The sequence below is a fragment of the Cellulomonas sp. P5_E12 genome, from assembly GCF_054049315.1.
Genome location: NZ_JBFUMP010000007.1, coordinates 117,745 through 139,824, shown reverse-complemented (window position 1 = coordinate 139,824; position 22,080 = coordinate 117,745). Strand labels below are relative to the sequence as shown.

23 protein-coding genes are annotated in these 22,080 nt (G+C 72.9%); 7 read left to right on the top strand and 16 right to left on the bottom strand.

The annotated features are described in order from the left end of the window. Complete coding sequence (locus ACXJKA_RS08485) at nt 1-567, bottom strand: DUF6529 family protein (RefSeq protein WP_456824749.1); 567 nt, start codon at nt 565-567, stop codon at nt 1-3. Between the two features lie 31 nt (nt 568-598). Beyond that, on the bottom strand, nt 599-1,474 hold the full coding sequence (locus ACXJKA_RS08480; protein WP_456824748.1) for a sigma-70 family RNA polymerase sigma factor: 876 nt from the start codon (nt 1,472-1,474) through the stop codon (nt 599-601). A 168-nt stretch (nt 1,475-1,642) separates the two neighbouring features. Here ACXJKA_RS08480 and ACXJKA_RS08475 point away from each other — a divergent pair, with 168 nt between their 5' ends. Continuing rightward, on the top strand, nt 1,643-2,032 hold the full coding sequence (locus ACXJKA_RS08475) for a VOC family protein (RefSeq protein ID WP_456824747.1): 390 nt from the start codon (nt 1,643-1,645) through the stop codon (nt 2,030-2,032). Between the two features lie 44 nt (nt 2,033-2,076). On the opposite strand, the gene ACXJKA_RS08470 is transcribed toward ACXJKA_RS08475, so the two are convergent. Further along, entirely contained in the window at nt 2,077-2,592 is a 516-nt protein-coding gene (locus tag ACXJKA_RS08470; protein WP_456824746.1) for a COG4315 family predicted lipoprotein, read from the bottom strand. A 151-nt stretch (nt 2,593-2,743) separates the two neighbouring features. On the opposite strand from ACXJKA_RS08470, the gene ACXJKA_RS08465 reads away from it, so the two are divergent. Both ACXJKA_RS08465 and ACXJKA_RS08460 read left to right on the top strand, forming a co-directional pair. Beyond that, nucleotides 2,744-3,250, top strand: a complete 507-nt coding sequence (locus ACXJKA_RS08465) for a sigma-70 family RNA polymerase sigma factor (protein ID WP_456824745.1) — start codon at nt 2,744-2,746, stop codon at nt 3,248-3,250. Continuing rightward, complete coding sequence (locus ACXJKA_RS08460) at nt 3,247-3,981, top strand: anti-sigma factor family protein (protein WP_456824744.1); 735 nt, start codon at nt 3,247-3,249, stop codon at nt 3,979-3,981. The genes ACXJKA_RS08465 and ACXJKA_RS08460 overlap by 4 nt, the downstream gene beginning before the upstream one ends. A gap of 2 nt (nt 3,982-3,983) precedes the next feature. Here the strand turns inward: ACXJKA_RS08460 and ACXJKA_RS08455 are convergent, their stop codons facing one another. The 8 genes from ACXJKA_RS08455 to ACXJKA_RS08420 all read right to left on the bottom strand — a co-directional run bounded on the left by ACXJKA_RS08455 (nt 3,984) and on the right by ACXJKA_RS08420 (nt 13,756). Continuing rightward, nucleotides 3,984-5,534 carry an esterase/lipase family protein gene (locus ACXJKA_RS08455; RefSeq protein ID WP_456824743.1) on the bottom strand — a complete coding sequence of 517 codons (1,551 nt, stop codon included), beginning with the start codon at nt 5,532-5,534 and terminating at the stop codon, nt 3,984-3,986. A 97-nt stretch (nt 5,535-5,631) separates the two neighbouring features. Beyond that, nucleotides 5,632-7,536, bottom strand: coding sequence for a SpoIIE family protein phosphatase (locus ACXJKA_RS08450; protein ID WP_456824742.1), 1,905 nt, complete (start codon nt 7,534-7,536; stop codon nt 5,632-5,634). Between the two features lie 13 nt (nt 7,537-7,549). Then, nucleotides 7,550-8,569 (bottom strand): ANTAR domain-containing protein, encoded by a 1,020-nt coding sequence (locus tag ACXJKA_RS08445; RefSeq protein ID WP_456824741.1) that lies wholly within the window; start codon nt 8,567-8,569, stop codon nt 7,550-7,552. 142 nt (nt 8,570-8,711) lie between these two features. Further along, entirely contained in the window at nt 8,712-9,056 is a 345-nt protein-coding gene (locus tag ACXJKA_RS08440; protein ID WP_456824740.1) for a UBP-type zinc finger domain-containing protein, read from the bottom strand. Continuing rightward, nucleotides 9,053-10,540: an ATP-binding protein gene (locus ACXJKA_RS08435; RefSeq protein ID WP_456824739.1), complete on the bottom strand. Its 1,488-nt coding sequence runs from the start codon at nt 10,538-10,540 to the stop codon at nt 9,053-9,055. Before ACXJKA_RS08435 ends, ACXJKA_RS08440 begins: the two co-directional genes overlap by 4 nt. Continuing rightward, complete coding sequence (locus tag ACXJKA_RS08430; protein ID WP_456824738.1) at nt 10,537-12,210, bottom strand: FAD-dependent oxidoreductase; 1,674 nt, start codon at nt 12,208-12,210, stop codon at nt 10,537-10,539. Before ACXJKA_RS08430 ends, ACXJKA_RS08435 begins: the two co-directional genes overlap by 4 nt. 89 nt (nt 12,211-12,299) lie before the next feature. After that, nucleotides 12,300-12,785, bottom strand: coding sequence for a YbaK/EbsC family protein (locus ACXJKA_RS08425; protein WP_456824737.1), 486 nt, complete (start codon nt 12,783-12,785; stop codon nt 12,300-12,302). Further along, nucleotides 12,782-13,756 carry a pirin family protein gene (locus ACXJKA_RS08420; RefSeq protein WP_456824736.1) on the bottom strand — a complete coding sequence of 325 codons (975 nt, stop codon included), beginning with the start codon at nt 13,754-13,756 and terminating at the stop codon, nt 12,782-12,784. The genes ACXJKA_RS08425 and ACXJKA_RS08420 overlap by 4 nt, the downstream gene beginning before the upstream one ends. Before the next feature lie 62 nt (nt 13,757-13,818). On the opposite strand from ACXJKA_RS08420, the gene ACXJKA_RS08415 reads away from it, so the two are divergent. From ACXJKA_RS08415 to ACXJKA_RS08405, 3 genes are read left to right on the top strand one after another with little or no spacing between them, the layout of a single operon-like run. Continuing rightward, entirely contained in the window at nt 13,819-14,289 is a 471-nt protein-coding gene (locus ACXJKA_RS08415) for an RNA polymerase sigma factor (protein ID WP_456824735.1), read from the top strand. After that, nucleotides 14,286-14,882, top strand: coding sequence for a methylated-DNA--[protein]-cysteine S-methyltransferase (locus ACXJKA_RS08410; RefSeq protein ID WP_456824734.1), 597 nt, complete (start codon nt 14,286-14,288; stop codon nt 14,880-14,882). The genes ACXJKA_RS08415 and ACXJKA_RS08410 overlap by 4 nt, the downstream gene beginning before the upstream one ends. Nucleotides 14,883-14,892: 10 nt before the next feature. Next, nucleotides 14,893-15,243: a DUF2277 domain-containing protein gene (locus ACXJKA_RS08405; RefSeq protein WP_456824733.1), complete on the top strand. Its 351-nt coding sequence runs from the start codon at nt 14,893-14,895 to the stop codon at nt 15,241-15,243. On the opposite strand, the gene ACXJKA_RS08400 is transcribed toward ACXJKA_RS08405, so the two are convergent. The 3 genes from ACXJKA_RS08400 to ACXJKA_RS08390 all read right to left on the bottom strand — a co-directional run bounded on the left by ACXJKA_RS08400 (nt 15,240) and on the right by ACXJKA_RS08390 (nt 19,935). Further along, the gene (locus tag ACXJKA_RS08400) at nt 15,240-15,515 is read right to left on the bottom strand and encodes a hypothetical protein (RefSeq protein ID WP_456824732.1); all 276 of its coding nucleotides are present in this window, start codon (nt 15,513-15,515) and stop codon (nt 15,240-15,242) included. The genes ACXJKA_RS08405 and ACXJKA_RS08400 overlap by 4 nt on opposite strands. A gap of 23 nt (nt 15,516-15,538) precedes the next feature. Beyond that, a complete protein-coding gene (gene mqo / locus ACXJKA_RS08395; RefSeq protein ID WP_456824731.1) occupies nt 15,539-17,023 on the bottom strand; it encodes a malate dehydrogenase (quinone) in 1,485 nt (494 codons plus the stop codon). Between the two features lie 167 nt (nt 17,024-17,190). Further along, entirely contained in the window at nt 17,191-19,935 is a 2,745-nt protein-coding gene (locus tag ACXJKA_RS08390) for a cellulose binding domain-containing protein (RefSeq protein ID WP_456824730.1), read from the bottom strand. A 207-nt stretch (nt 19,936-20,142) separates the two neighbouring features. Here ACXJKA_RS08390 and ACXJKA_RS08385 point away from each other — a divergent pair, with 207 nt between their 5' ends. Beyond that, nucleotides 20,143-20,349 (top strand): hypothetical protein, encoded by a 207-nt coding sequence (locus ACXJKA_RS08385; protein WP_456824729.1) that lies wholly within the window; start codon nt 20,143-20,145, stop codon nt 20,347-20,349. On the opposite strand, the gene ACXJKA_RS08380 is transcribed toward ACXJKA_RS08385, so the two are convergent. Beyond that, a complete protein-coding gene (locus ACXJKA_RS08380; protein ID WP_456824728.1) occupies nt 20,346-21,512 on the bottom strand; it encodes an App1 family protein in 1,167 nt (388 codons plus the stop codon). The genes ACXJKA_RS08385 and ACXJKA_RS08380 overlap by 4 nt on opposite strands. Continuing rightward, nucleotides 21,509-22,069 carry a Dps family protein gene (locus ACXJKA_RS08375; RefSeq protein WP_456824727.1) on the bottom strand — a complete coding sequence of 187 codons (561 nt, stop codon included), beginning with the start codon at nt 22,067-22,069 and terminating at the stop codon, nt 21,509-21,511. The genes ACXJKA_RS08380 and ACXJKA_RS08375 overlap by 4 nt, the downstream gene beginning before the upstream one ends. Nucleotides 22,070-22,080: the final 11 nt, after the last annotated feature.

Genomic DNA, 22,080 nt, shown 5'->3' with positions numbered 1-22,080 from the left:
TCAGTAGCCCACGTACCCGGACTGGCCGAAGAACCAGTACGCGGAGCTGAACCACAGGACCACGAGCACGCCCGCGAGCAGCCCGCCCAGCACCGGCACGGTCGCGGACGGCAGCCCGCGCAGGCGCAGGGCCAGCATCTTCGCCGCGAACACGCCGTAGAACACGCAGCCCGCGACCGAGTGCAGAAGCACCCGGGTCGACCCGTCCTCGAACCCGAGCGACCAGACGCAGTGGAACACCACCGGGAGGGTGATCAGGAACGCGACGACGCCGGACCAGCGGTGCATCCCGCTCACCCACCCGGGCGCGTCCGCGACGCCCGGGAGCCGGCCCCACATGGCCAGCGCGGACAGCACCTGGACGACCACGAGCGCGGCGGCGGCGGTGGTGAGCCACGCCTTCATCTGCAGCATCCCGCTGAAGCCGAACGTCGTCAGCGCGGCGCCGTCGCCGGGGTGCACCTTCGCGTAGGCCGCTAGCGCCGCGGCCACGGCCAGACCGACCGCCCCGAGCGCGGCCAGCCCCCACTGCGGCGGCCGGTCGGCCGGGTGCGCGTCGGTACCCACCCGTCGATGGTGCTCCCTGACGGCCGTCCGGTCACCACCCCAACGCGACGGGGTCGAGCTCCTGCAGGACGACGGGGTCCATGATCAGCCGGATCTCCACGATCAGGTCGTCGACGATGGTGAACGCGAACGCCGAGCGCGGGACGCCGCCGGGTGCCCACATGGCGCCGACCGCGCCGCCCAGCAGCGCGAGCTCCGCGGTGTGCGCGCGGCCGGTGAAGTACCGGGCGACGGCGTCCGCGCCCTGGGCGTCGGCGGCGTCGAACCGGGCGATGACCGCGTCGGCACGGAGCTCGACGTCGGGGTCGAGCATCGCGAGCAGCGCGTCGAAGTCGCCACCACGGGAGGCGGCGAGGAAGGCGTCCACGACGTCCCGCTGCCGGGACAGGTCGGTCTCGGGCGTCACGGGCGCGCCCTGCACCCGGCGACGCGCCCGGCTGGCCAGCTGGCGAGTGGCCTCGGGGGTGCGCCCGACGATCGGCGCGATCTCGTCGAACGGCAGCGCGAACATGTCGTGCAGCACGAAGGCCAGCCGCTCCGCGGGCGTCAGGGTCTCCAGGACGACGAGCATGGCGAGGCCCACCGACTCGGCGAGCACGACCTCGTGCTCGGGATCGACCACGGCCGACTCCGCGGCCGTCCGCGGGTGCGGCAGCTCGACGTCGAGCGCGTCCTCGCGGCGCGACGTGCGGCTGCGCAACCGGTCGAGGCACAGCCGCGCGACGACGGTGGTCAGCCAGCCCGCCAGGTTGTCCACCCCGTCGGCGTCGGCACGATCGAGCCGGAGCCAGGCGTCCTGCACCGCGTCCTCGGCCTCGCTGGTCGAGCCCAGCATGCGGTACGCGACCGCCCGCAGCCGGCCCCGGTTCGCCTCGAACCGCTGGGCCAGGTACTCGTCGTCGGTCATCGGGAGGTCCTCTCGCGGGGTCGTCATCATCGTGACGGATCCCGGCGGCGGGACGTGACGGGTGAGGTGGTGCACGGATGTGCAGGGGCCCTGGACGCCCGTCCGGCGGCGGCATAGCGTCGGTGTGCCGGCCCGCCGACGGACGGCTGGCCCGCACGGGAGGCCTTCATGCTCTCCGACCACGCCGCGATGCCGGTCCTCGCCGTCGCGGACATGGACAAGGCACGCGCGTTCTACGAGGGGACGCTCGGGTTCACGAGCGTCGGTAACGCCCCCGAGGGCGTCGTCTACAGCACCTCGAACGGCGGGATGCTCGTCTACCCGTCGACGTACGCCGGCACCAACCAGGCGACCGGGGTCTCGTTCCAGGTCTCCGAGGCGAGGTTCGCCGACGAGGTCGCGGCGCTGCGCAGCGCCGGCATCGTGTTCCAGACGTTCGAGCTTCCTCCCGAGGCCGGCACGTGGACCGACGGGGTCCTCTCCGGCGGCGGGATGAGCGCGGTCTGGTTCGCGGACCCCGACGGCAACATCCTCAACGTCGAGGCGCACGCCGACTGACCGTGCACGGGCGGCGGCCCCCTCGGTCGCCGCCCGGCCGGTGGTCAGTCGTCGTCGATCTCCGTGCCGTCAGGAGCGATGACGTACCAGACGCTGTTGAGCCCTTGCCCGTTGACGTCGCCCGGGGCCTTGTCCTGGGCGAACGTGTAGATCGGCCGCCCGTCGATCGTGACCTGGAGCTTGCCGTCCGTGCCGGTGATCGTGCCCACCTCGCCGGTCACGCCGGTGACGCTCGGGGTCGCGTTCTCCGTCGTGATGGCCGGCCACGCCGCCGCGCAGTCGCCCGAGCACGCGCTCGCGCCCGAGTCCTTGGTGTCCTTGAGGAAGTAGTACGCCGTCATGCCCTTGCCGTCCACGACGACGGTGCCCAGGCTCGTCTCGGCGGTGGCGAGGTCGGTCGAGGCGGCGGCCGCGGCCGGCGTCTTGGCGGCGCTGGACGCCTCGCTCGACGGGGTCGAGTCGCCGTAGCCCCCGCTCGTGTCGTTCCCGGAGCTACCGCAGGCCGTCAGCGTGGCCGCAGCCACCAGCGCGGTGACCGAGAGCAGGATGGTCCGTCTCATGATGATCTCCTCTGGTCGGTAGCGGGTTGGTGCGTGCCCCCGCTACCTGGACCACGGGGCCGGGGGCGTCGAGGTTCACCCATCGGTGAACCTGCGCGGTGGTTGTGCCGTTGAGGGAGTAGGACCGACGAGGACGACGGAGGGAGGCGGCGTGGGCGAGGAACCCGACGCGCTCCTGCGTGCCCTCCACCAGGCCTATGCGCGCCCGCTGCAGCACTACGTCGTGCGACTCACGGGCGACCACGGGCTCGCGCAGGACGTCGTCCAGGAGGCCATGGTCCGCGCCTGGAAGCACCCTGACGTGCTGGCACGCGACGAGGGCGCCACCCGGGCGTGGCTCTACACGGTGGTCCGCAACCTCGTCATCGACGACCGCCGCAGCGCCCGGCACGTGCGGGAGCGCACCACGGACCAGGCGCCCGACTCGCCGCAGCCGGACGCGTCCCAGGCCGTCCTCGACAGCTGGCTGGTGGCCGACGCGCTCGAGCAGCTCACACCCGAGCACCGCGCCGTCGTGGTCGGCGCCTACTACGGGGGCCGGTCCGTGGCGGAGCTGGCGCGCGAGCACCAGATCCCCGAGGGCACCGTGAAGTCACGCATGCACTACGCGCTGCGCGCGCTGCGCCTCGCACTGCAGGAGAGGGGAGTCTCGTCATGACCGGGCGGGAGGCCGACGAGCGGCGCGGCGACGACGCGTTCCGCGACTGGGACGCCGCGTACGTGCTCGGCGCGCTCGACCCCGAGGACCGGCGTGCCTACGAGGAGCACCTGCGCGACTGCGCGTCGTGCCGCGCGGCCGTGGCCGAGCTGGCGGGGATGCCGGGCCTGCTGCGCATGGTCTCGCCGGACGACGCCGCGGCGCTCGGAACCGCCGCGAGCACCTCGGCGGGCGCCGAGGCGGAGGTCGTGGAGCTGGCGTCGGTGGCCCGGGCGGCCCATCGGTCCCGGCGGCGTCRGATGGTCGGGCTCGTGGCAGCGGCCGCCGCTCTGCTGGTGGTCGGCGGCGCAGCGGGGGCGCTGGTCGACCGGCCCGCCGGCACGCCGCAGGCGACGGCGTCGTCCACCGCGCAGGTCACCGCGCTGCAGCTGGAGCCCGTCGGCGACGTCGCGGTGAGCGCCGACCTCACGCTGGAGAAGAAGGGCTGGGGCACCCGGATCGACTGGGAGTGCCGCTACCCGGTCGCGGCGTGGCCCGACGGCGACGGCCCGACGTACGAGCTGGTGCTGGTCGACGCCGACGGGGACAGCACCGTCGTCGCGACGTGGCTGGCCCGCAACGTCGGCGCCCGGGGGCTCGGGGCGTCGTCGAGCATCGACACCGACACCATCCGTCGGGTGGAGATCCGGGTGGAGGGCTCGGACGCGCCCCTCGCCGCCGCCCGGACCTGAGCTCAAGCGGGCACGCGGCCGTTCACCGAGATGGTGATCGCGGCCTGCTGCCCCAGCAGCTCTCGCGCCGCGACCGGCAGCTGGATCCGGGCCAGCCAGCTCCCGGTGGCCGAGTCGAGGTCCTGCAGCTGCTGGTCGCTGGCCTGGTCGGGCACCCAGTCCCGGATCGCCGTGTGCAGCGACGAGTTCCAGACGGCCCACGAGCGCGGCGCGCCGCCGTCCGTCGGGAACGCGATGTCGACCACGAGCACGTCGGCCCAGTCCGCCGTCTGCTCGAGGTGGTCGAGGAACGAGAGCAGGTGGTCCTTCTTGCGCAGCGAGAGGAGCCGGAGCTGCAGGACGTGGCGCATCGTCGGGACGTCGGGGCGGGCGGCCTTCGTCGACAGGAACGTGCGCACCAGCGGGACCGGCGTGCTCGTGGTGTCCGGGATCTTCGGCCGTTCGAGCTGGATGGGGCACAGGTGGGCGGTGCTCTGCTCGTGCAGCACCACGGGCAGTCCGCGGATCGACAGGGACGCCTCCAGCTGCCACACGGTGTCGTCGTCGGGTGTGCCCGGCACCACGACGTCCGTGAGGTGGGCCTGCACCTCGACGTCCCCGAACAGGAAGCGCTGCAGGTTCTGGTAGCCCTCCTCGGAGTTGACGATGCCGAACCGCCCGGAGTGGCTGCGGTGCACCAGCGCCCGAGGAGTGCCCCGCACGTACGCGTTCTCGATCTGGACCAGGCCGTCGCTGCGCGCACCGACCGCCTTCGCGGACAGGCCGAGCGCCGAGGTGTAGTCGGTCGGGTTGGTCCCGACCAGGCAGAAGAACCGGTCCTTCGGGAACCCGTCGTCCGGCATCTGGGTGGCGTCCCAGCCGTCCGGCACGCGCCTCTTCGTCGAGGCCGTCGGCGTCAGGTACTGGTACATGCGGGCGGGGCCGAAGATGTCGGCCCCGGCCAGGCCGGTGAGGTCCCGCAGCTTCTCGAGGGCGCCGAAGCCGATGGCGAACTCGATCCCGCCGTGCGGCGTGGCGTAGGTGAAGACCCGGTCGACGAACGCCTTGGCGGCGTCCGGCGACCCGTCGGTCTGCTCGGGTGCGACCTTCTGGATCATCGACCGCACGATCAGGCCGCCCATCGAGTGGGCGATAAGAAAGACCCGTGGCGCACCGGTCTTGCGCCGCACGAGGGTGACCAGGGCGAAGAGGCTCTCCGCGGCCCGTTCGATGCTGAAGGCGTTGGGGTCCTTGGTGAGGTTCGGCGCGAACTCGTCGTAGAACCGGTGGACCCAGATCGTCGCGGGGTCGATGGAGCGGTCCGGCCGCTGCTCGAGGTACGCACCCTGGTTGCCCTGCACGAGCAGCTGGTACCCGTGGTCGATCATCAGCCGCAGGAGCGGGCTCTCGAACTGGTGGAACGCGGGCCGGTCCGTGTCGTCGACGCGCACCTGCACCGATCCCTCGTTGAACCCGTAGAACGGGTCGTCCACGGCGGTGTTGATGCCGGAGGGGCCTCCGGCGAACCCGCGCACGTAGATCACCGGGAGCTTGCCGTCGGTCTGGTCACCCATCAGAGCACCTCCGCCCCGAGCGTCCGACGGCCCTCGCCCTCGCGACACTGCGTAGGAGGCGGGTGGACGCTCGTCGATACCCGATCCTTGCAGCGGATCAGAGCTGTGACGAGAGGTACGGCGTGCCGGCCACCTCCAAGGTCTGCGCGGCGGGGGTCCCCGGCGGTGCGACGACCTGCAGCTGGTCGATGGTCCGCAGGAGCGACTCCAGGACGCGCACCCCGGCGCTGCCGAGGTGGATCACGTCGCGCAGGTCGACCGTCACCGGGACCAGGCCGTTGCGGGACAGCCGCAGGATCTCGGCCTCGACCTGGGCCGCGGCGGCCCGGTGGTCGACCGCGCCGCCCACCCGGACCACGTGGCCCGCGYCGGCGTCGGAGCGCAGCTCGAGCGGCGCGGCGGCCCGGGTCGCGGACTCGGAGACGGCGTCGGCCTGGTCGACGGGCGCCGGCCGACGAGCCGGGCACTCCAGCGTCACGGAGGTGCCGTCCGGCCCGGTCTCCACGGCGACCTGAAGGCCGGCGGAGGCCATCATGCTGAAGCCGCGCCCTCGCTCACCGGGATCGCGGTCGGGCTCGCGCCAGCGACCGTGGTCGCGGACGACGACCTCGATCATGGCGTCGTCGCGGATCGTGGCGTGCACCTCGACCGCGTGGACCGGGCTGCCGTCGTTCTCGCGGTACGCGTGCTCCACGGCGTTCGCCATCACCTCGGACACGCCGAGGACGAGCGCGGAGCGGTCGCGCGAGCCCAGCCCGACGCCGAGCCCCCACGCGTCCACCGCGGCACGCACCCGCGCCAGCTGGCCGGGGTCCGCCGACACGCGCAGGTCGAGGGGTGCGGGTGCCTGCCGGCGGTGCGCCGCGAGCACGGTCACGTCGTCGGTGAAGCCGTCGTCGATGAGCACGGCCGGCAGCTGCTGACAGATCCGTCCCGCCACGGACGCGCCGGCCGACTCGTCGCGGTACGCGTCGAACGCGATCCGCTCCAGGGCGTCGATCCCGTCGCGCAGCGGCCGGTGGATGTTCTCGACGAGCCCGTCGGTGAACAGCACGATCGCGTCCCCGTCGCGCAGGTTCGCGGTGGCGACCCGCCCCTCCGTGCGCGAGCCCAGCGGCCCGTCGCCCGTGGTCGGGAGCACCCGGGCGCCGTCCGGGCCGACGACGAGCGGTGCGGGATGCCCGCGGGTCGCGTACTCGAGGTCGCCGGTGTGCTGGTCGAGCAGCGCCACGCAGAGGGTGGCCGCGAAGGCGCCCGAGACCCGCCCCGCGAAGGCCTCGACGGCCTCGAGCGCCTGCAGGATCCCGGCGCCCTCGAGGAGGCGGGCTGCGAGCACGGCCCGCAGCTGGCTCATGATCGCCGACGCCTCGACGCCGTGCCCCACCACATCGCCGACGGTCAGCGACACGCGTCCGTCGGGGAGCGTGGCCGAGTCGAACCAGTCGCCGCCCGCGGCCTGCTCCAGGCCGGCCACGAGGTACGACGCCGCGACGTCCACGCGGGGCAGGAGAGGAACCGTCGAGGGGAGGAGCGCGCCCTGCAGGCGCAGGACGACCTCACGGGCTCGAGCCAGTCGCTGGTCGGCCGTCGCGGCGCCGGCGCGCTCGAGCTGGGCGGCGCGCAGGCGGGTGGTGATGTCGGTCCCCGCGGCGACGGCGCCGACCAGGGTCCCGTCCGCGTCCCGCCAGGGGGTGACGGTCAGGTCGAGCCAGATCCCCGACGCCGGGTCGGACCAGTCGGCCGTGAGCGACAGCTGGTCGTCGTGGAACACCCCGCCGGTGCGCACGGTCTCCGTCAGCGCCGTCACGACGCCCTGGAAGCCGGGATCGCGCAGGTCGCGCAGGCTGACGTCGAGCAGCGTGCCGCGCTGGAAGGCGTCACGCGCGCCGCGGTTGGCCGCGACGATGCGCAGGTCGGGGGCACGCACGACGATCTGGATCCCCGGGGAGTCGTCGAAGGCTCGAAGCACGGCGTCGAGGTCGACGTACCCGTCGGACGCCATCGCGCCTCCTCCTTCAGTTCGCCGAGCTCACGTGCCCGCGCGTGTCCCACACACCGGCTGCTTCCGTGTCCGAGGCCGGAGCGCTGATCACGTCCAGCCCGTGCGCTCCCGCGAGCCCGAGGCTGGTACCGGGAGAGAGCACTATGCGCATCCTCACACCTGCCGACGCACTTCGCCGGTGGGCGGCGGTCAGGGCCGATACTCCGACCGATCCCAGGTGGGACACGTCGCGCAGATCCACCACCATGGAGCCCACCGCGCGCGCCGCGATCATCAGCTGCATCACCGCCGCGGTGAGGTCGTGGGCGGTCGCGAGGTCGACCGGTCCCCGCACGCGCACCACGGGCACGTCGTCGACGGTGTCGAAGGTGATCTCGAGTCCGGGACCTGTCCGCGTGGGCGCGGTCTCGGGCGCAGACGCGAGGCTCGCGAAGAAGAAGTCGTCGAGCCGCTGCCGCGTGTCCGAGCCGAGGCCGCCGCCCCCTTCGACGGCCGCGACGAGCCGCTCCGCCAGCGTCAGGAGCCGGACGTTGCGCTGCTGGGACCCCCACCGCAACAGCTCGAACGCCGCGTCACCGTCGATGCCGTAGCCGAGCATGAAGGCGCCCTTGGCCTGGTCGATCACGGCGTGCGACTTCAGCGCCTGGGTGAGCTCCTCGTTGACGCGGTGCGCCACCGCGTCGCGCTGGGACGCCGTGACGTCGACCAAGAACCCGGTGACCGTGCGCACGCCCTCGTCGCCCGTCTCTCCCGCGCCGGCGAGCGTGACGGACCGCTCGGCGCCGCCGAGGTCGAGGAGCCTGTACTGGCACCCGAAGGGTTCGCCGTCGACGCCGCACTGGCCGAGGGCGTCCAGCACGCGCCCGCGGTCGGCGGGGTGCACGTGCCGCGACATGAGCGCGAGGGTGGGTACGACCTCGCCGGGCGCCATGCCGTGGATCCGGAACGTGCCGTCGGACCACCACCAGCGCCCGGTGGGGGCGGTGTACCGGAACTGACCGACCTGTGCCGGGATGGGTGTGGGAGTGTGCACGACGTCCTCCGCGATGCCCCCGTCGGGGGAGCCAGCTCGTGGGCTCGTGGCTGAACCCGGTGTGCATCGAGCGGTCATCGAGGCCGCCCTCGTGCGACCCGCAGGATATGTCGGAAACGGGGGCGCAGCCCGTCGGGACGTGTCAGTGCAGAAGGCGGCGCCAGTTGTCGGGCACGCGCCCGGCGGGGCCGGGGACGGTCTGCTCGACGGGCCGGTGCTCCGGGGCGGCGAGCGGGGGACCGTCTACGTAGTCGTCGGCCGGGTAGTCCCAGAACCAGTCCTCGCCCGGCTCGAACGTCCGCACGACCGGGTGCCCCGTCTCCTGGAAGTGCGCGGTCGCGTGCTGGGAGGGCGAGGTGTCGCAGCACCCGACGTGCCCGCAGGTGGCACAGCGGCGCAGGTGGAACCACCAGCCCTGGGTCGCGTCGCACTCGACGCACCCGGTGCCGCTGGGCGGAACCGTCGGATCGATGGTGGTCTCGGTCACGGCGTGGGTCCTTCCGTCGGGGAGTAGGGCAGGCGGACACGGAACTGCGTGTCGCCGGGCGAGGAGGTGACGGACAGGTCGCCGTGGTGCTTGCCGACGACGATCCGCCACGAGATGTCGAGACCCAGACCGGTGCCGGAGCCGACGGGCTTGGTGGTGAAGAACGGCTCGAAGATGCGCCCGACCACGGCGTCGGGGATGCCCGGGCCGGTGTCGGCGACCACCACCTCGAGCCAGTCGTCGACCCGGTGGGTGATCACCGTGAGGGTGCCGTGGCCCTCCATCGCCTGCGCCGCGTTGTCGATGAGGTTGGTCCACACCTGGTTGAGCTCGGCGGCGAACACGTGGATCGGGGGCAGCGTGCGGTCGTAGTCGCGGACCACGGTGATCCCGTCGCCGAGCTGCCTCTCGAGCATGGTGAGCGTGCTGTCCAGCAGCTCGTGCACGTCGACCGTCTGGTCCGGCGCCCGGCCGATCTGCGAGTACTGCTTCGCGGCGCCGACCAGGCTGGAGATCCGGCCGGTGGCGTCCTCGACCTCGTTCATCAGCGACTCGGTCTCCAGCGTGTACGCCAGCCAGCGGACGGCGCCCTCGAGCACCTCCTCGCCGACGCAGGACGCCACCATGTCGAGCCAGGCGGGGCCCAGGTCCGCCGCGACGAAGCTGGGCGCCAGCTCCCAGCCGCCCGCGATGCCGTGGTCCTCCATCCAGTCGCCCAGCTCGTCCTCGCGGTCGGACACCTCCATCGGCGACGGCACGGCCTCGGACGCACGGGCCTTCGCCAGCGAGACGACGGCCTTCTCCTGCAGGTGGATGATCTGCGCCAGCTGCTCGCGGTCGTACGGGCCGGAGGCGATGATCGCGAGCTTGTGCCGCATTCCCGCCACCCGCTCGCGCAGCGTGGCGGTCGCCCGCGTGGCCGCCGCGGCGGGGTTGTTCAGCTCGTGCGTCAGCCCGGCCGACAGGGAGCCCAGGGCCAGCAGCCGCTCGCGCTGACCGATCGCCGCCTGCGAGTTCTGCTGGCCGAAGAAGAGCCCCTCGAGCAGGTGGACCGCCATGGGGAACCAGTCGTTCATGAAGGCGGCGAAGTCGTCGGCGGACAGCACGTAGTAGCGGGACGGCTCGAGGACGCGCAGGGTCTGCGAGTACGTCTGCGGCACCCGGTCCGCGAGGTAGGCGGCCCACGCCCCGGCGTAGACGCCCACCTGCGAGGTCCGGACGATCTCGACGTCGTCCACGCCCACCCGGCGGTACAACGCGAGCGAGCCCTCGAGCATGACGTAGAAGTCCGTCGCCGGGTCGCCCTCCCGGTAGAGCACCCCAGGCTCGATGTGCTCGACGTGGCCGTGCCCGCAGAGCCAGAGAAGCTGCTCGTCGTTCAGGCGCTCGAACAGGAACATGGTCCGCAGCTCGTCGATGTCGCACGCCAGGTGGGTGCGGGTGGTGGTCGCAAGCGGAGCGGGGACGGGTTCGGTGGTGGTCACAGCTGCTCCAGGTAGCGGTGGACGAGCATCACGGCCATGGCACCCTCGCCGACGGCGGAGGCCACGCGCTTGGCGGACTCGGCGCGCACGTCGCCGGCCGCGAAGACCCCGGGGACGCTCGTCTCCAGGTGGTACGGAGGCCGGTCGAGGGGCCAGGCGTCCGGCACCTTGCCCTCGACCAGCAGGTCGTGACCGGCACAGACGAACCCGTGCTGGTCACGTGTCACGGTGCCGTCCAGCCAGGTGGTCAGCGGGGCGGCTCCGATGAACACGAACAACCAACCGGTGTCGACGGATTCCTTCGCACCGGTGTCGGCGTCGCGCAGCACGATCCGCTCGAGGTGGTCGTCACCGACGGCCTCGACCACCTCGGACCGCGTGCGTACCCGGATCTTCGCGTTCTGCTCGACCTGCTCGATGAGGTAGCGCGACATCGACTGATCCAGGGACACGGCGCGCACGACGAGCGTCACCGACCGCGCGTGCCGCGACAGGTACATCGCGGCCTGGCCTGCGGAGTTCGCGCCGCCGACGACGTAGATGTCCTGGTCCAGGCACGCGGTCGCCTCGGTGAGCGCGGACCCGTAGTAGACGCCGCGACCCGTGAGTGCGCCGATCCCGGGACCGTCGAGCTCGCGGTAGGCGACGCCGCTGGCCACGATCACGGTGTGCGCGTCGACCGTGCTGCCGTCGTCGAACCGCACGGACCGGGCCGCGCCGTGCACCTCGAGCCCCACGGCGTCGCGGGTCATCACGATCTCGGCGCCGAACTTCAGCGCCTGCCGTCGGGCGCGGTCGGTGAGCTGCGCGCCCGAGACGCCGTCGGGGAAGCCGAGATAGTTCTCGATGCGGGAGCTCTGCCCGGCCTGCCCGCCGGTCGCCGTCCGCTCCACGAGCGCCGTGCGCAGGCCCTCCGACGCGCCGTACAGCGCGGCGCTGAGGCCTGCGGGTCCGCCGCCGATGACCACGAGGTCGTAGAACCGTTCCGACGGGCTCACGGAGAGGCCGACCTGCGCCGCCAGGTCCCCGTCGGTGGGTGCGACGAGGACGGTGCCGTCGGAGGTGACGACGACCGGCAGCGCGGCGTCGTCCGCGCCGGCGACGTCGAGCAGCACGCGGCCCTCGGGGCTGTCGCTGGCGTACCAGCGGTACGGCACCTGGTTGCGGGCGAGGAACTCGCGGACCTCGGACGAGCGCGCCGACCAGCGGTGGCCGACCACCTTCGTCTCGGCGACCGCCCTGGGCGGGTTCGCGGCCCACGCCTCGAGCTGCGCGTCGATCACCGGGTAGAACTTCTCCTCCGGCGGGTCCCACGGCTTGAGCAGGTAGTGGTCGAGGTCGACCACGTTCACGGCGTCGATCGCGACGTCCGTGTCGGCGTACGCGGTCAGCAGCACGCGCCGCGCCTGGGGGTAGATGTCCATGGCCTGCTCGAGGAACTCGATGCCCGTCATCGCCGGCATGCGGTGGTCCGCCAGCAGGACGGCGACCTGGTCGCCGCGCAGCTTGAGCTCACGCAGGGCATCGAGGGCTTCGGGACCGGAGTCGGCGCGGACCACCCGGTACGCGTCGCCGTAGCGTCGACGCAGGTCACGGGCCACGGACCGCGAGACCGCCGGATCGTCGTCGACCGTCAGGAGCGCCGGCTTGCGCTCCGTCTCACCGTTCATCGGCAGCTCTCCTGCGCCACGGGGTCCCCTCTCGTCGTGCCCAGTGTGTGCACTGTCCGGTCTTGGCGCATCCGTCTCTTCGATGCGCGTCAGTCGCCGACCACCAGGGCGGCGCCGCCGGTGATCCGGACCAGCTCGTCGAAGGTCGTGGGGAACACGGTGTGCGGCGTTCCCCCGGCGGCCCAGACCTGCGGGTAGTCGCCCAGCGCGACGTCGACGACGGTCTCCAGCGGCTGCGGGTGACCCAGCGGGGCGACGCCGCCGATCGCCTGCCCCGTGGCCGCCCGCACCTGGTCCGGTGTGGCCCGGCCGATGTGCGACTTGCCCAGCAGCCGCGCGAGGGCGCCGGTGTCCACCCGGTGCCGGCCGCTGGTCAGCACCAGGAGCGGCCGGTCGTCGGCCCAGAAGACGAGGCTGTTGGCGATCGCGCCCACCTCGACGCCCACGGCCGCGGCGGCCTCGGCGGCGGTCCGCGCGGAGTCGGGCAGCTCCACGACCTCTCCGAGCACCCCGGCGTCGGTGAGGGCGGAGGCGACGACCCGGGACCGGGTGGGCAGGTGGGAGAGGTCGGTCACGGGTTCTCCTTCGCCGGCAACCGGCGGCGCGGCTGGAGGCGGATGTTCGGCAGCTCGGGGGCGGGGATGCGGGCACCGTCGTGCCCGGCGACCAGCCCGAAGCGCTCGGCTCGGTCGTCGGACTCCCAGTCGGCACGGGCCTGGGCGATGTCCGCGTGGTTGCGGCCGACGAAGTTCCACCACATGACGAGGTCGTGCGCGAACGGCGCACCGCCGAGCAGCATGAGCCGGGCGCCGTCGCGAGAGGCGAGTCGCACGGAGTCCCGGCCGTCGCCCAGGTAGAGCAGCCCGCTCGTCGTGTGCGGCGTTCCCGCCACCTGCGCGGAGCCGCCCAGCAGCAGCACCGCGTGCTCGAAGCCGCGGACCAGCGGGATCTCGAGGTCGGCGTGCGCGTCGAGCACGATCTCGGCCCCCAGCAGCGGGGTGTGCACGCGGGCGGGGGACCAGGTGCCGTCCAGGTCGCCGACGAACACGGTGGCGCGCGCCCTCGGCCCCTCCCACACGGGCAGGTCGCTCACCTGGACGAACCCCGCCGCGCCGTCGGCCACCCCGTCGGGCAGCGCGACCCACAGCTGGACCGCGTGCAGCAGCGGCTCGACGCCGAGCGAGAACTCCGAGTGCGCGACCCCGTGGCCCGCCGTCATGAGGTTGAGCTGCCCGGGCCGGACCACGGCCTCGGACCCGACGCTGTCGCGGTGCAGGATCTGTCCGGAGATGGGCCAGGTGACCGTCTGCAGGCCGGTGTGCGGGTGGGGGAGCACCTTCATGTCCACGTGCTGGGGACCGAACTCGTCGAGGAAGCACCACGCGCCGACCGTCGGCAGCGCGCGCTGCGGGAGCGTCCGCCGCACGCGCATCGCGCGCACCCCGCCCAGGGGCACGTCGCGTGCCTCGTGCAGCTCCACGACGGGTCCGTGCGAGGGCACCAGGTCGCACACCTCCGGCACCGGCCGCACCTCGAGGTTCGTCATGAGGACACATTAGAAGCCGCACCTCACACGCGGGGGGCCTTGCGCGTCTGCACACTGTGAGCGTGAAGGAACCGTTCGAGCGCGTGGTCGTGGTGCACGGACCCACGGTGCTGCGCGTGTGCCGTGCGGTGCTCGGCCCGGTCGACGCCGACGACGCGTGGTCGGAGACGTTCCTCGCCGCGCTCCGCGCCTACCCGGCGCTGCCCGCCGACGCCAACGTCGAGGCCTGGCTGGTGACGATCGCTCACCGCAAGGCGATCGACGTGGTGCGCCGGGCCGCCAGGCACGCCGTGCCCGTGGCGGACGTCCCGGACCGACCGCTGCGGCCCGAGGGCCGCGACCTCGACCTCTGGGCAGCGCTGGCCGCGCTGCCCTCCAAGCAGCGCCAGGTGGTCGCGTATCACCACCTCGGCGGGCTGCCCTACGACGACGTCGCCGCGCTCGTCGGCGGCACGGCCGCAGCCGCGCGGCGGGCGGCGTCCGACGGTGTGGCGACCCTGCGCCGCACCGTGACCGACCAGGAGGAGTCATGATCGAGCTTCCGGACGTGAGCGCCGACGACCTCGCTCGCCTGCACCGCGACCTGGCAGCCCGAGCCGCCGCCGACGGGCTGCTCGACGTCGCGTACCGCACCGTCGACAGCCCCGTGGGCCGGCTGCTGCTGGCGCGCACGCCCGCGGGCCTGATCCGGGTCGCGTTCGAGGTCCAGGACCACGACGCCGTGCTGTCGGCGCTCGCCTCCTCGGTGAGCCCGCGCGTCCTGGAGGCCCCGCGGCAGCTCGACGACGTCGCCCGGGAGCTCGACGAGTACTTCGCGGGCCGGCGGACCGCGTTCGACGTGCCGCTCGACCTGCAGCTGCTGCGCGGTTTCCGCCGGGACGTCGTCCTGCACCTGCCGGACATCGCGTACGGCCGCACCGCGAGCTACGCGGCGATGGCGACCCTCGCCGGCAGCCCGCGGGCGGTGCGGGCGGTCGGCACGGCCTGCGCGCTCAACCCCCTGCCGGTGGTGCTGCCGTGCCATCGCGTGGTGCGCTCCGACGGCTCTCCCGGGCAGTACGCCGGGGGAGCGGAGGCCAAGCTGACCCTCCTCGAGCTCGAGACGCGTGTCGGTGTGGCGGCGTAGCGTCGTCGCCATGTGCCGGAACATCACCACGCTCCGAGGGCTCGAGCCACCCGCCACCTCGGAGGAGATCGAGGCCGCCGCGCGGCAGTACGTCCGCAAGGTGACGGGGGTCCAGTCGCTCAGCGACGCCACCCGCGAGCCGTTCGAGGACGCCGTCCGGCAGGTCGCCGCCATCACGGCCCGCCTGCTCGACGAGCTGCCCGCCCGCCGGCAGCCGCCGACCACGGTCCCGCCGCTGCGCCGCGTGGACGTGCAGGCGAGGATCGCCGCGCGGGAGGCGCACGAGCGGGCGCACGAGCTGGGCCTGCCCCACGAGCACGAGGACGCCCTCGACCACGAGCACGAGCACGCCGGCGTCTAGAGCGGCCAGCGCACCAGGCGGGGGATGCCGTCGGGCGCGACAGCGGCGAGCGCCAGGAAGCGCGCCTCGGCACGGTGCAGGCGGATGTGCTCGTCCAGCGACCACGTGGGTCCGTTGGTGAGCTCCATGCCGCACGCGCAGGCGATCGTCACCCGACCGTCGTCGGTCTGCGTCACCTGGCCCACGGTCGTGTGCTCGGTGGCGGCGCGAACCTTGGCGTGGCGCATCTCGGCGCTCACGGGCTGGACGGGGTTCTCCACGGGTTCAGCCATGAGCACATCCTGGCCCAGCAGGCTCAGTTCTCGGCCCGGATCTGCTCGTCGTCCACCAGCTGGTCGAGCTCGAACTCCTCGTCCCACTCGCCGCCACCGAGGCTCGGCATCATCTCGCGCAGGCGCGGCCGCCAGGCGTCGGCGTGCTGGGGGAAGCAGCGCTCGAGCAGGTCGAGCATCGTGGCGACTGCCGTCGACGCGCCCGGCGAGGCGCCCAGCAGGCCCGCGATGGAGCCGTCGGCGGACGTGATCAGCTCCGTGCCGAACTCCAGCACGCCGCCCTTGGCCTTGTCCTTCTTGATGACCTGGACGCGCTGACCGGCCGTGATGAGCTCCCAGTCGCGCGGGTGGGCCGTCGGCATGAAGGCGCGGAGCGTGCGGAGGCGGTCGGTGTCCGTGGCGGTGACCTCGCCTACCAGGTACTTGACGAGGTCGAGGTTCCGGATGCCCACGGCGAGCATCGGGATCAGGTTGCCGGGCCGGATCGAGCGCAGCAGGTCCGTCCAGGAGCCGTTCTTGAGGAACTTCATGCTCCAGCCCGCGTACGGGCCGAAGAGCAGCGCCGTGCCGCCGTCCACGACGCGGGTATCCAGGTGCGGCACCGACATCGGGGGAGCGCCGATGTCCGCCTTGCCGTAGACCTTCGCCCGGTGCCGGGCGACGATCTCGGGGTTCGTGGTCTTGAGGAACTGGCCGCTGATCGGGAAGCCGCCGAAGCCCTTGGCCTCGGGGATGCCGGAGCTCTGCAGCAGGCTCAGCGCGCCGCCGCCGGCGCCGATGAACACGAAGCGGGCGGCGACCTTGCGGCTGCGCAGGTGCCCGTTCCAGCGGCGGTCGGCCACGCGGAGCGACCAGGTGCCGTCCTTCTTCTGGCGGAGCTTGGTGATCTCGGACTCGAGGTGCACGCGCGCGCCGCGCTCGACGGCGTCGGCGACCATCGCGCGGGTGAGGCGCCCGAAGTCGACATCGGTCCCGGCCGCGGCGCGCGTCGCCGCGACGGGCTCCGACGGGTCGCGGTCGTCGACGAGCAGCGGGGCCCACCGCGCGATCTGCGCGGGGTCGGTGCTGAACTCGAGGTCGGAGAACAGGGGGTGCTTGCGCAGCGTCTCGAACCGGCGGCGCAGGTAGTCGGCGTTGTCCGCGCCGCGCACGAACGTCATGTGCGGGGTGGTCGACAGGAAGCCGTCGCCGCCGGGCAGGCGGTCGTGCGTCGACAGGTGGTTCCACAGCTCGCGGGACAGCTCGAACTGCTCGTTGATCGTGACGGCCTTCGAGATGTCGATCGTGCCGTCCGGGCGCTCGGGCGTGTAGTTGAGCTCGCAGAGGGCCGCGTGGCCCGTACCCGCGTTGTTCCACGCGTTCGAGCTCTCCTCGGCGAGGGCCGGGCGCCGCTCGTGGATCTCGACGGTCCACGTGGGCTCGAGGGTGGTGAGGAGCGCGGCGAGGGTGGCGCTCATGATCCCGCCCCCGACGAGGACGACGTCGACGATCTCTTCGCGTTCTGGCACGTTTTCGATCGTATGTTGACGTCGAGATACCCCCGGTCCCGACAGCCTGTGATCTTGCACACGCGAGCCCGGAGCACGGCAGGTGATGCGGGCGCCCGCCGTGCCCGGGCCTGGCGTGAGCGGGGTGGGTGGCGGCTCCGTCTCACGCGCCACCCACCCCCACCGGCTCAGCCGTTGCCGCAGCGGGTCCCGTTGACCGCGAACGCGCTCGGCCTGGCGTTGGTCCCGGTGTGGGACCCGTTGAAGCCGATGTCGACGCTGCCGCCGGCCGGGATCGAGCCGTTCCAGGCGGCGTTGGCCACCGTCACGGCCGCACCCGTCTGGCTGTACACGCCGGACCAGCCGTTGGTCACCTGCTGGCCGTTGGCGAAGGTGAAGGCCAGCGTCCAGCCGTTGATCGCCGACGAGGAGCCGTTGGTGATCTTGACCGAGGCAGTGAAGCCCGTGCTCCAGTCCGACGTCGTGTACCTCACGGTGCAGGCGGCGGCCGGCGTCGTGGGGGTCACCGTCGGCGTGGGGGTCGGGGTGACCGTCGGCGTCGGCGTGACGGTCGGCGTCGGGGTGGTCGGCGTGGGTGTCGGCGTCGGGTCCGTGCCCGTCAGGTTCCCGACGACGATGCCGCGGCCGTTCGTCGCGACGTAGACCCGGCCGTACACGTCGGGGTCGCCGATGACGTTCTCGCCGGTCCAGCCCCACTGGTGGGCGTCGTCGTTGATCCGCACCCACGTGGCACCGCCGTCGATCGAGCGGAAGATCCCCCGGACCCCGCCGATCTTCGACGACGTGTAGATGGCCGGGTAGGACGCGCCGGGCGCAGCCTTGCCGAACCCGACGGTGTCGCCCTGCTCGACCGCCGCGATCTTGCTGAACGTCGCGCCCGAGTCGGTCGAGTGCCAGAGGCCGTAGGCCCCGCCCTTGTCGTCACCGCCCGCCAACCACACGTCGCCCTCGCGGCCGAAGACCGCGGAGAAGCGGGCCGGACCCGCCGCGGGCAGACCCGTGGCCTTCGACGCCGTGAACGTCACGCCGCCATCCACCGAGGTCCAGAACGTGCCGGCCGAGAACGCGTAGAACTTCAGCGGGTTGACGCGGTCCGACTCGACGCGCGCGCCCGTCGGCGCCCCGGTCGACTTCGTCCAGCTCGAGCCGAGCGTCGAGGACGTGTACACGCCGCCGCCGTCGGTGCTCCAGACGATGCGGCTGCCGTCGGCGCTCATCGCGACCGTGCCCGGACCGGTCACGCCGGCCGGCTCCTGGCCCGCCCACCACGAGCTGCCGCCCGAGGTCGAGATGCCGATGCGCGGCACGCCGGCGTCGCCCTTGCCCACCCGGACCATCGTCGCGGGCGCCTTCTCCGCGAAGTCCACGCCGGTGATCGAACCCAGGGCGGGCGCGCTCGACGAGTACGCCGGGGGGACCTTGGTGATGTCGCTGTGCACGAAGCCGCCGATGTCACCGAGCCCGGAGATCAGCTGCGTCGCGCCCGGGGGAGAGGCCAGGTCGAGCACGGCCGTCTCCTCGAGCCCCTGCGCCTTGACGCCGATGGCGACCTTGCCGCCGGTGTCCCACGCGGTGAGGTTGGAGCCGCCGTAGATCGTCGCGCCCGTGCCGTAGAGGAACGAGTTCGAGTCGAACGGGTCGATCTCGAACGACTCGGTCATCCAGCCGAGCTTCGGGCTGGGCTCCGGGGGAGCGGCCTGCTTGCCGAAGTCGAGCCACGGCGCCCCCGAGATGTCGAGGGAGTAGCGCAGGGTCCGGTCGGGGTAGCCGTTCCAGTCCCAGATCCGGGACCACGTGGCGCCGCGGTCGGTGGACCGGAACACCTGGATGTCCGGGAACCACGAGATCTGCGTGACGGCCATGATCGTGTTCGGGTGCTGGCGGTCGATCGTCAGACCGCTGTAGCCGAAGTAGTTGTCCGTGCTGCTGGACGGCACCGGGCTGATCTGCGTCCACACGCCGGTCGCCGAGTCCAGCCGCCACAGGTCGCCGTGCCCTCCGTCGTACGGGCCGCCGGTGTCGCTGGTCGCGATGTAGAGCTGTTTGCCGACGGAGTCGAAGACGCCCTTGTGCGCGATGAACCCGGTCGGCTGGCCGGCGACTCGCGACCACGTGGCGCCCGCGTCGGTCGAGCGGTAGACGGTGTTGTCCTTGTCGGCCACGCCGGCGTAGATCGTCTTCGTCGGCGACCCCGTGGTCCCGCTGGTGGGGTCGAACGTCACCCACACGACGCCCTGGTTGGTGGCCAGGTACCCGTTCGGGTCTGTCGGGTCCTGCGCGTAGCTGCCGACGTTGGTGAAGCTCGAGACCTTGGCCCACGTCACGCCCGAGTCCGTGCTGCGCCACAGGCCGTTGCCGCCCTCGGTGCCGAAGTACACGACGCGGTCGTCGTTGGGGTCCACCTGGAGCCGCTCGCCCATGCCGCGGCCGGGCATGTTGCCGCCGACCTTGAACGGCAGGGCGGTCTTCGCCCACGTGGCGCCGCGGTCGGACGAGCGCAGGATCGCGCCGTTGTTCGGGTCCCAGCTGTTCGTGTACATGCCGGCCGCGACGAACACCTTGTTCGGGTTCACCGGGTCGGTCGCCAGCGACAGGACGCCGTTGTGACCCCAGTCGCTCCAGCCGATGCTGTCGAGCAGCGGGATCCAGCGCTCGGTCGTCTGGTCCAGGCGGTACGCGCCGCCGATGTCGGTCCGGGCGTACACGAGCCCTTTCTCCGACTGGTTGTAGACGATCCCGGGGACGAACCCGCCGCCGACCACCTCGACGTTCCCCCACGTGTACGGGGTCGTCGCGGCGTGCGCGGGTTCCTGGGTGGCCACGGCGACGAACGCGCTGGCGACCAGGGCGCCCGAGGCGGCGGCCGCCGCGAGCCTGGCCGGGGTGCGGGGTACGAGCGAGGGGGCGGGCATCCGCGGCACTCCTTCGTGAAGGCGGGAGGGCTCCGGGCGGCGTTGCCGGGGACCCTGAGGGCCGCCGTTGGGCGACGACCGCCGCGACCGTATCGACGCGCTTCGAACCTCCAGCAGGGAGTGAATCGTTTAGCCCGGCACGGGACGTCGGCGACCACGGGCTGGTCCGCACGTGCGGCGGGGGAGCGCGGACGGTAGAACCGGAGGATGAGCCGCAACCGCGACCTGACGTCCGACCCCTCCGCCGAGCACCTCGCCGATCGTGAGCACGCCCAGGCCGAGCTCGATGCCGCCGACGCACGTTCCGGTGGCAACCCCGACCGTGGTCCGCGGTCGCTGACCGCCGTCGAGCTCGAGGCCGACGACGAGCCCATCGCCAGCAACGACGAGTGGGACGACCCCGAGCGTCTCTAGCCCAGGTCCAGCCCGTACTCGCGGGCTCGCTGCAGCAGCGTCTGGCCGTCGGGTCCCTGCAGCACGGTGATCCCGTCGGGTCGCCGCGCTGCCTGCTGCTCGGCGCGCAACGCCTCGGTCGTGGGGGCCGGGACGCCGTGCGCGAGCACGTGCTCGGTGAACGTCAGCTGCCGGATGAGGATCGCCCGCACGTGGTCGCCGAAGTGCTGCGCCGCGCCCGCGTAGATCTGCGGGTCGCGCTGGCCATCGTCGCCCACCAGCACCCACTGCACGTCGGGCAGCTCGGTGAAGAGCCGGCGCAGCTGGGCCACCTTGTGCGCGGGCCCGCTGCGGAACCACCCGCTGTTGGTCGGTCCCCAGTCGGTGAGCAGCAGGGGTCCTGCCGGGTAGCGCCACCGGCGCAGGCACCGGGCGATCGTCGGCGCGGCGTTCCAGGCGCCGGTCGAGAGGTAGACCACCGGGACGTCCGTCCCAGCGGACCGCAGCTCCGCGTACAGCCGCGCCATCCCGGGCACCGGCTCGCGCGCGTTCTCGTGACGCACGAGCACGTTCCACGCGGCGACGAAGGGGCGAGGCAGGCGCGTGACCATGACGGTGTCGTCGATGTCGCTGACGATGCCGAAACGCGTCGCCGGGCCGATGACCTGGACGGGAGCCGTCGCGCTGCGGCCGTCGGCCGTGGTCAGACGCACGTCGTGCCAGCCCGGCGGCAGGTCGGACTCGAGGATCGTGTCGACGTAGCCGCCCCGGTCGGTCACCACGTCGTGGGTCCGGTCGCCGACCTGGACCGAGAGCTCGGCACCCGAGATCTGCGCGGTGGCGAAGCTGCGCCAGCCGCGCACGGTGCTGGCCGACCGGGCGCCTGCCTGCGCGTCCGAGCCCGCGCCGGGCAGGTCGTCGTCGCCGACGTGCGGCGCCGCGAGCACCGTCCGGGCCAGCACCCGCACCCACCCGGGTGCGCCGTACCCCGCGTACGGCTCGATCCGCACGGTCCAGCCGCGAGCCCGGAGCCGGTGCGCGACGGCCCGGTCGAACTGGTCCTCGAGCCGGGCGGCCAGGTGCGTGCGCGGGACCGCCGACGCCGGCCCGGGGCGAGCCGGACGGAGCACCGGCCCGCCGCGGGACGAGCCGACGACGGGCCGGGCGCTTGGGGATGCGCTCACGCGGTGTCCTTGACCGACGCCTTCCGCGCGGCGGTCTTCTCGCTCTGCGCGTTACCGGTGGTCAGCACTCCGCCGGCCGACTCCAGGTGGGCACGCACGAACCAGTGGAACAGCTCGAGCTCGTGCAGGTGTCCGATCAGCAGGTCGTTGGTGACGTCGTCGATCTCCTCGACGTCCTTGGCAGCCTGGCGGTGGTTCTCGATCACGCCGATGTAGACGACGTCGAGCGCGCCGAGGTGGGCGATCGCGCTGTCCCGACCGAGGGAGTAGTCCTCCCAGGTGCGGTTGGCCACCAGTGCACCGGGCGTCCCGACGGGGGCGACGCCGAGGGTGGCGATGCGCTCGGCGATCGCGTCGACCATGTGCCGCACGGCGTCGACCTGCGGGTCGAGCATCTCGTGCACCGCGATGAAGTGCGGACCGACCACGTTCCAGTGGACGTGCTTGAGCGTCAGGGCGAGGTCGTTCAGCGCGTCGAGACGTTGCTGCAGGATCGCGGCGACCTCAGCGCCTTCCTTCGGGGTGAGGGACGGGACGGTGTACTTCGGCAGCGCCATGACGGCTCCTT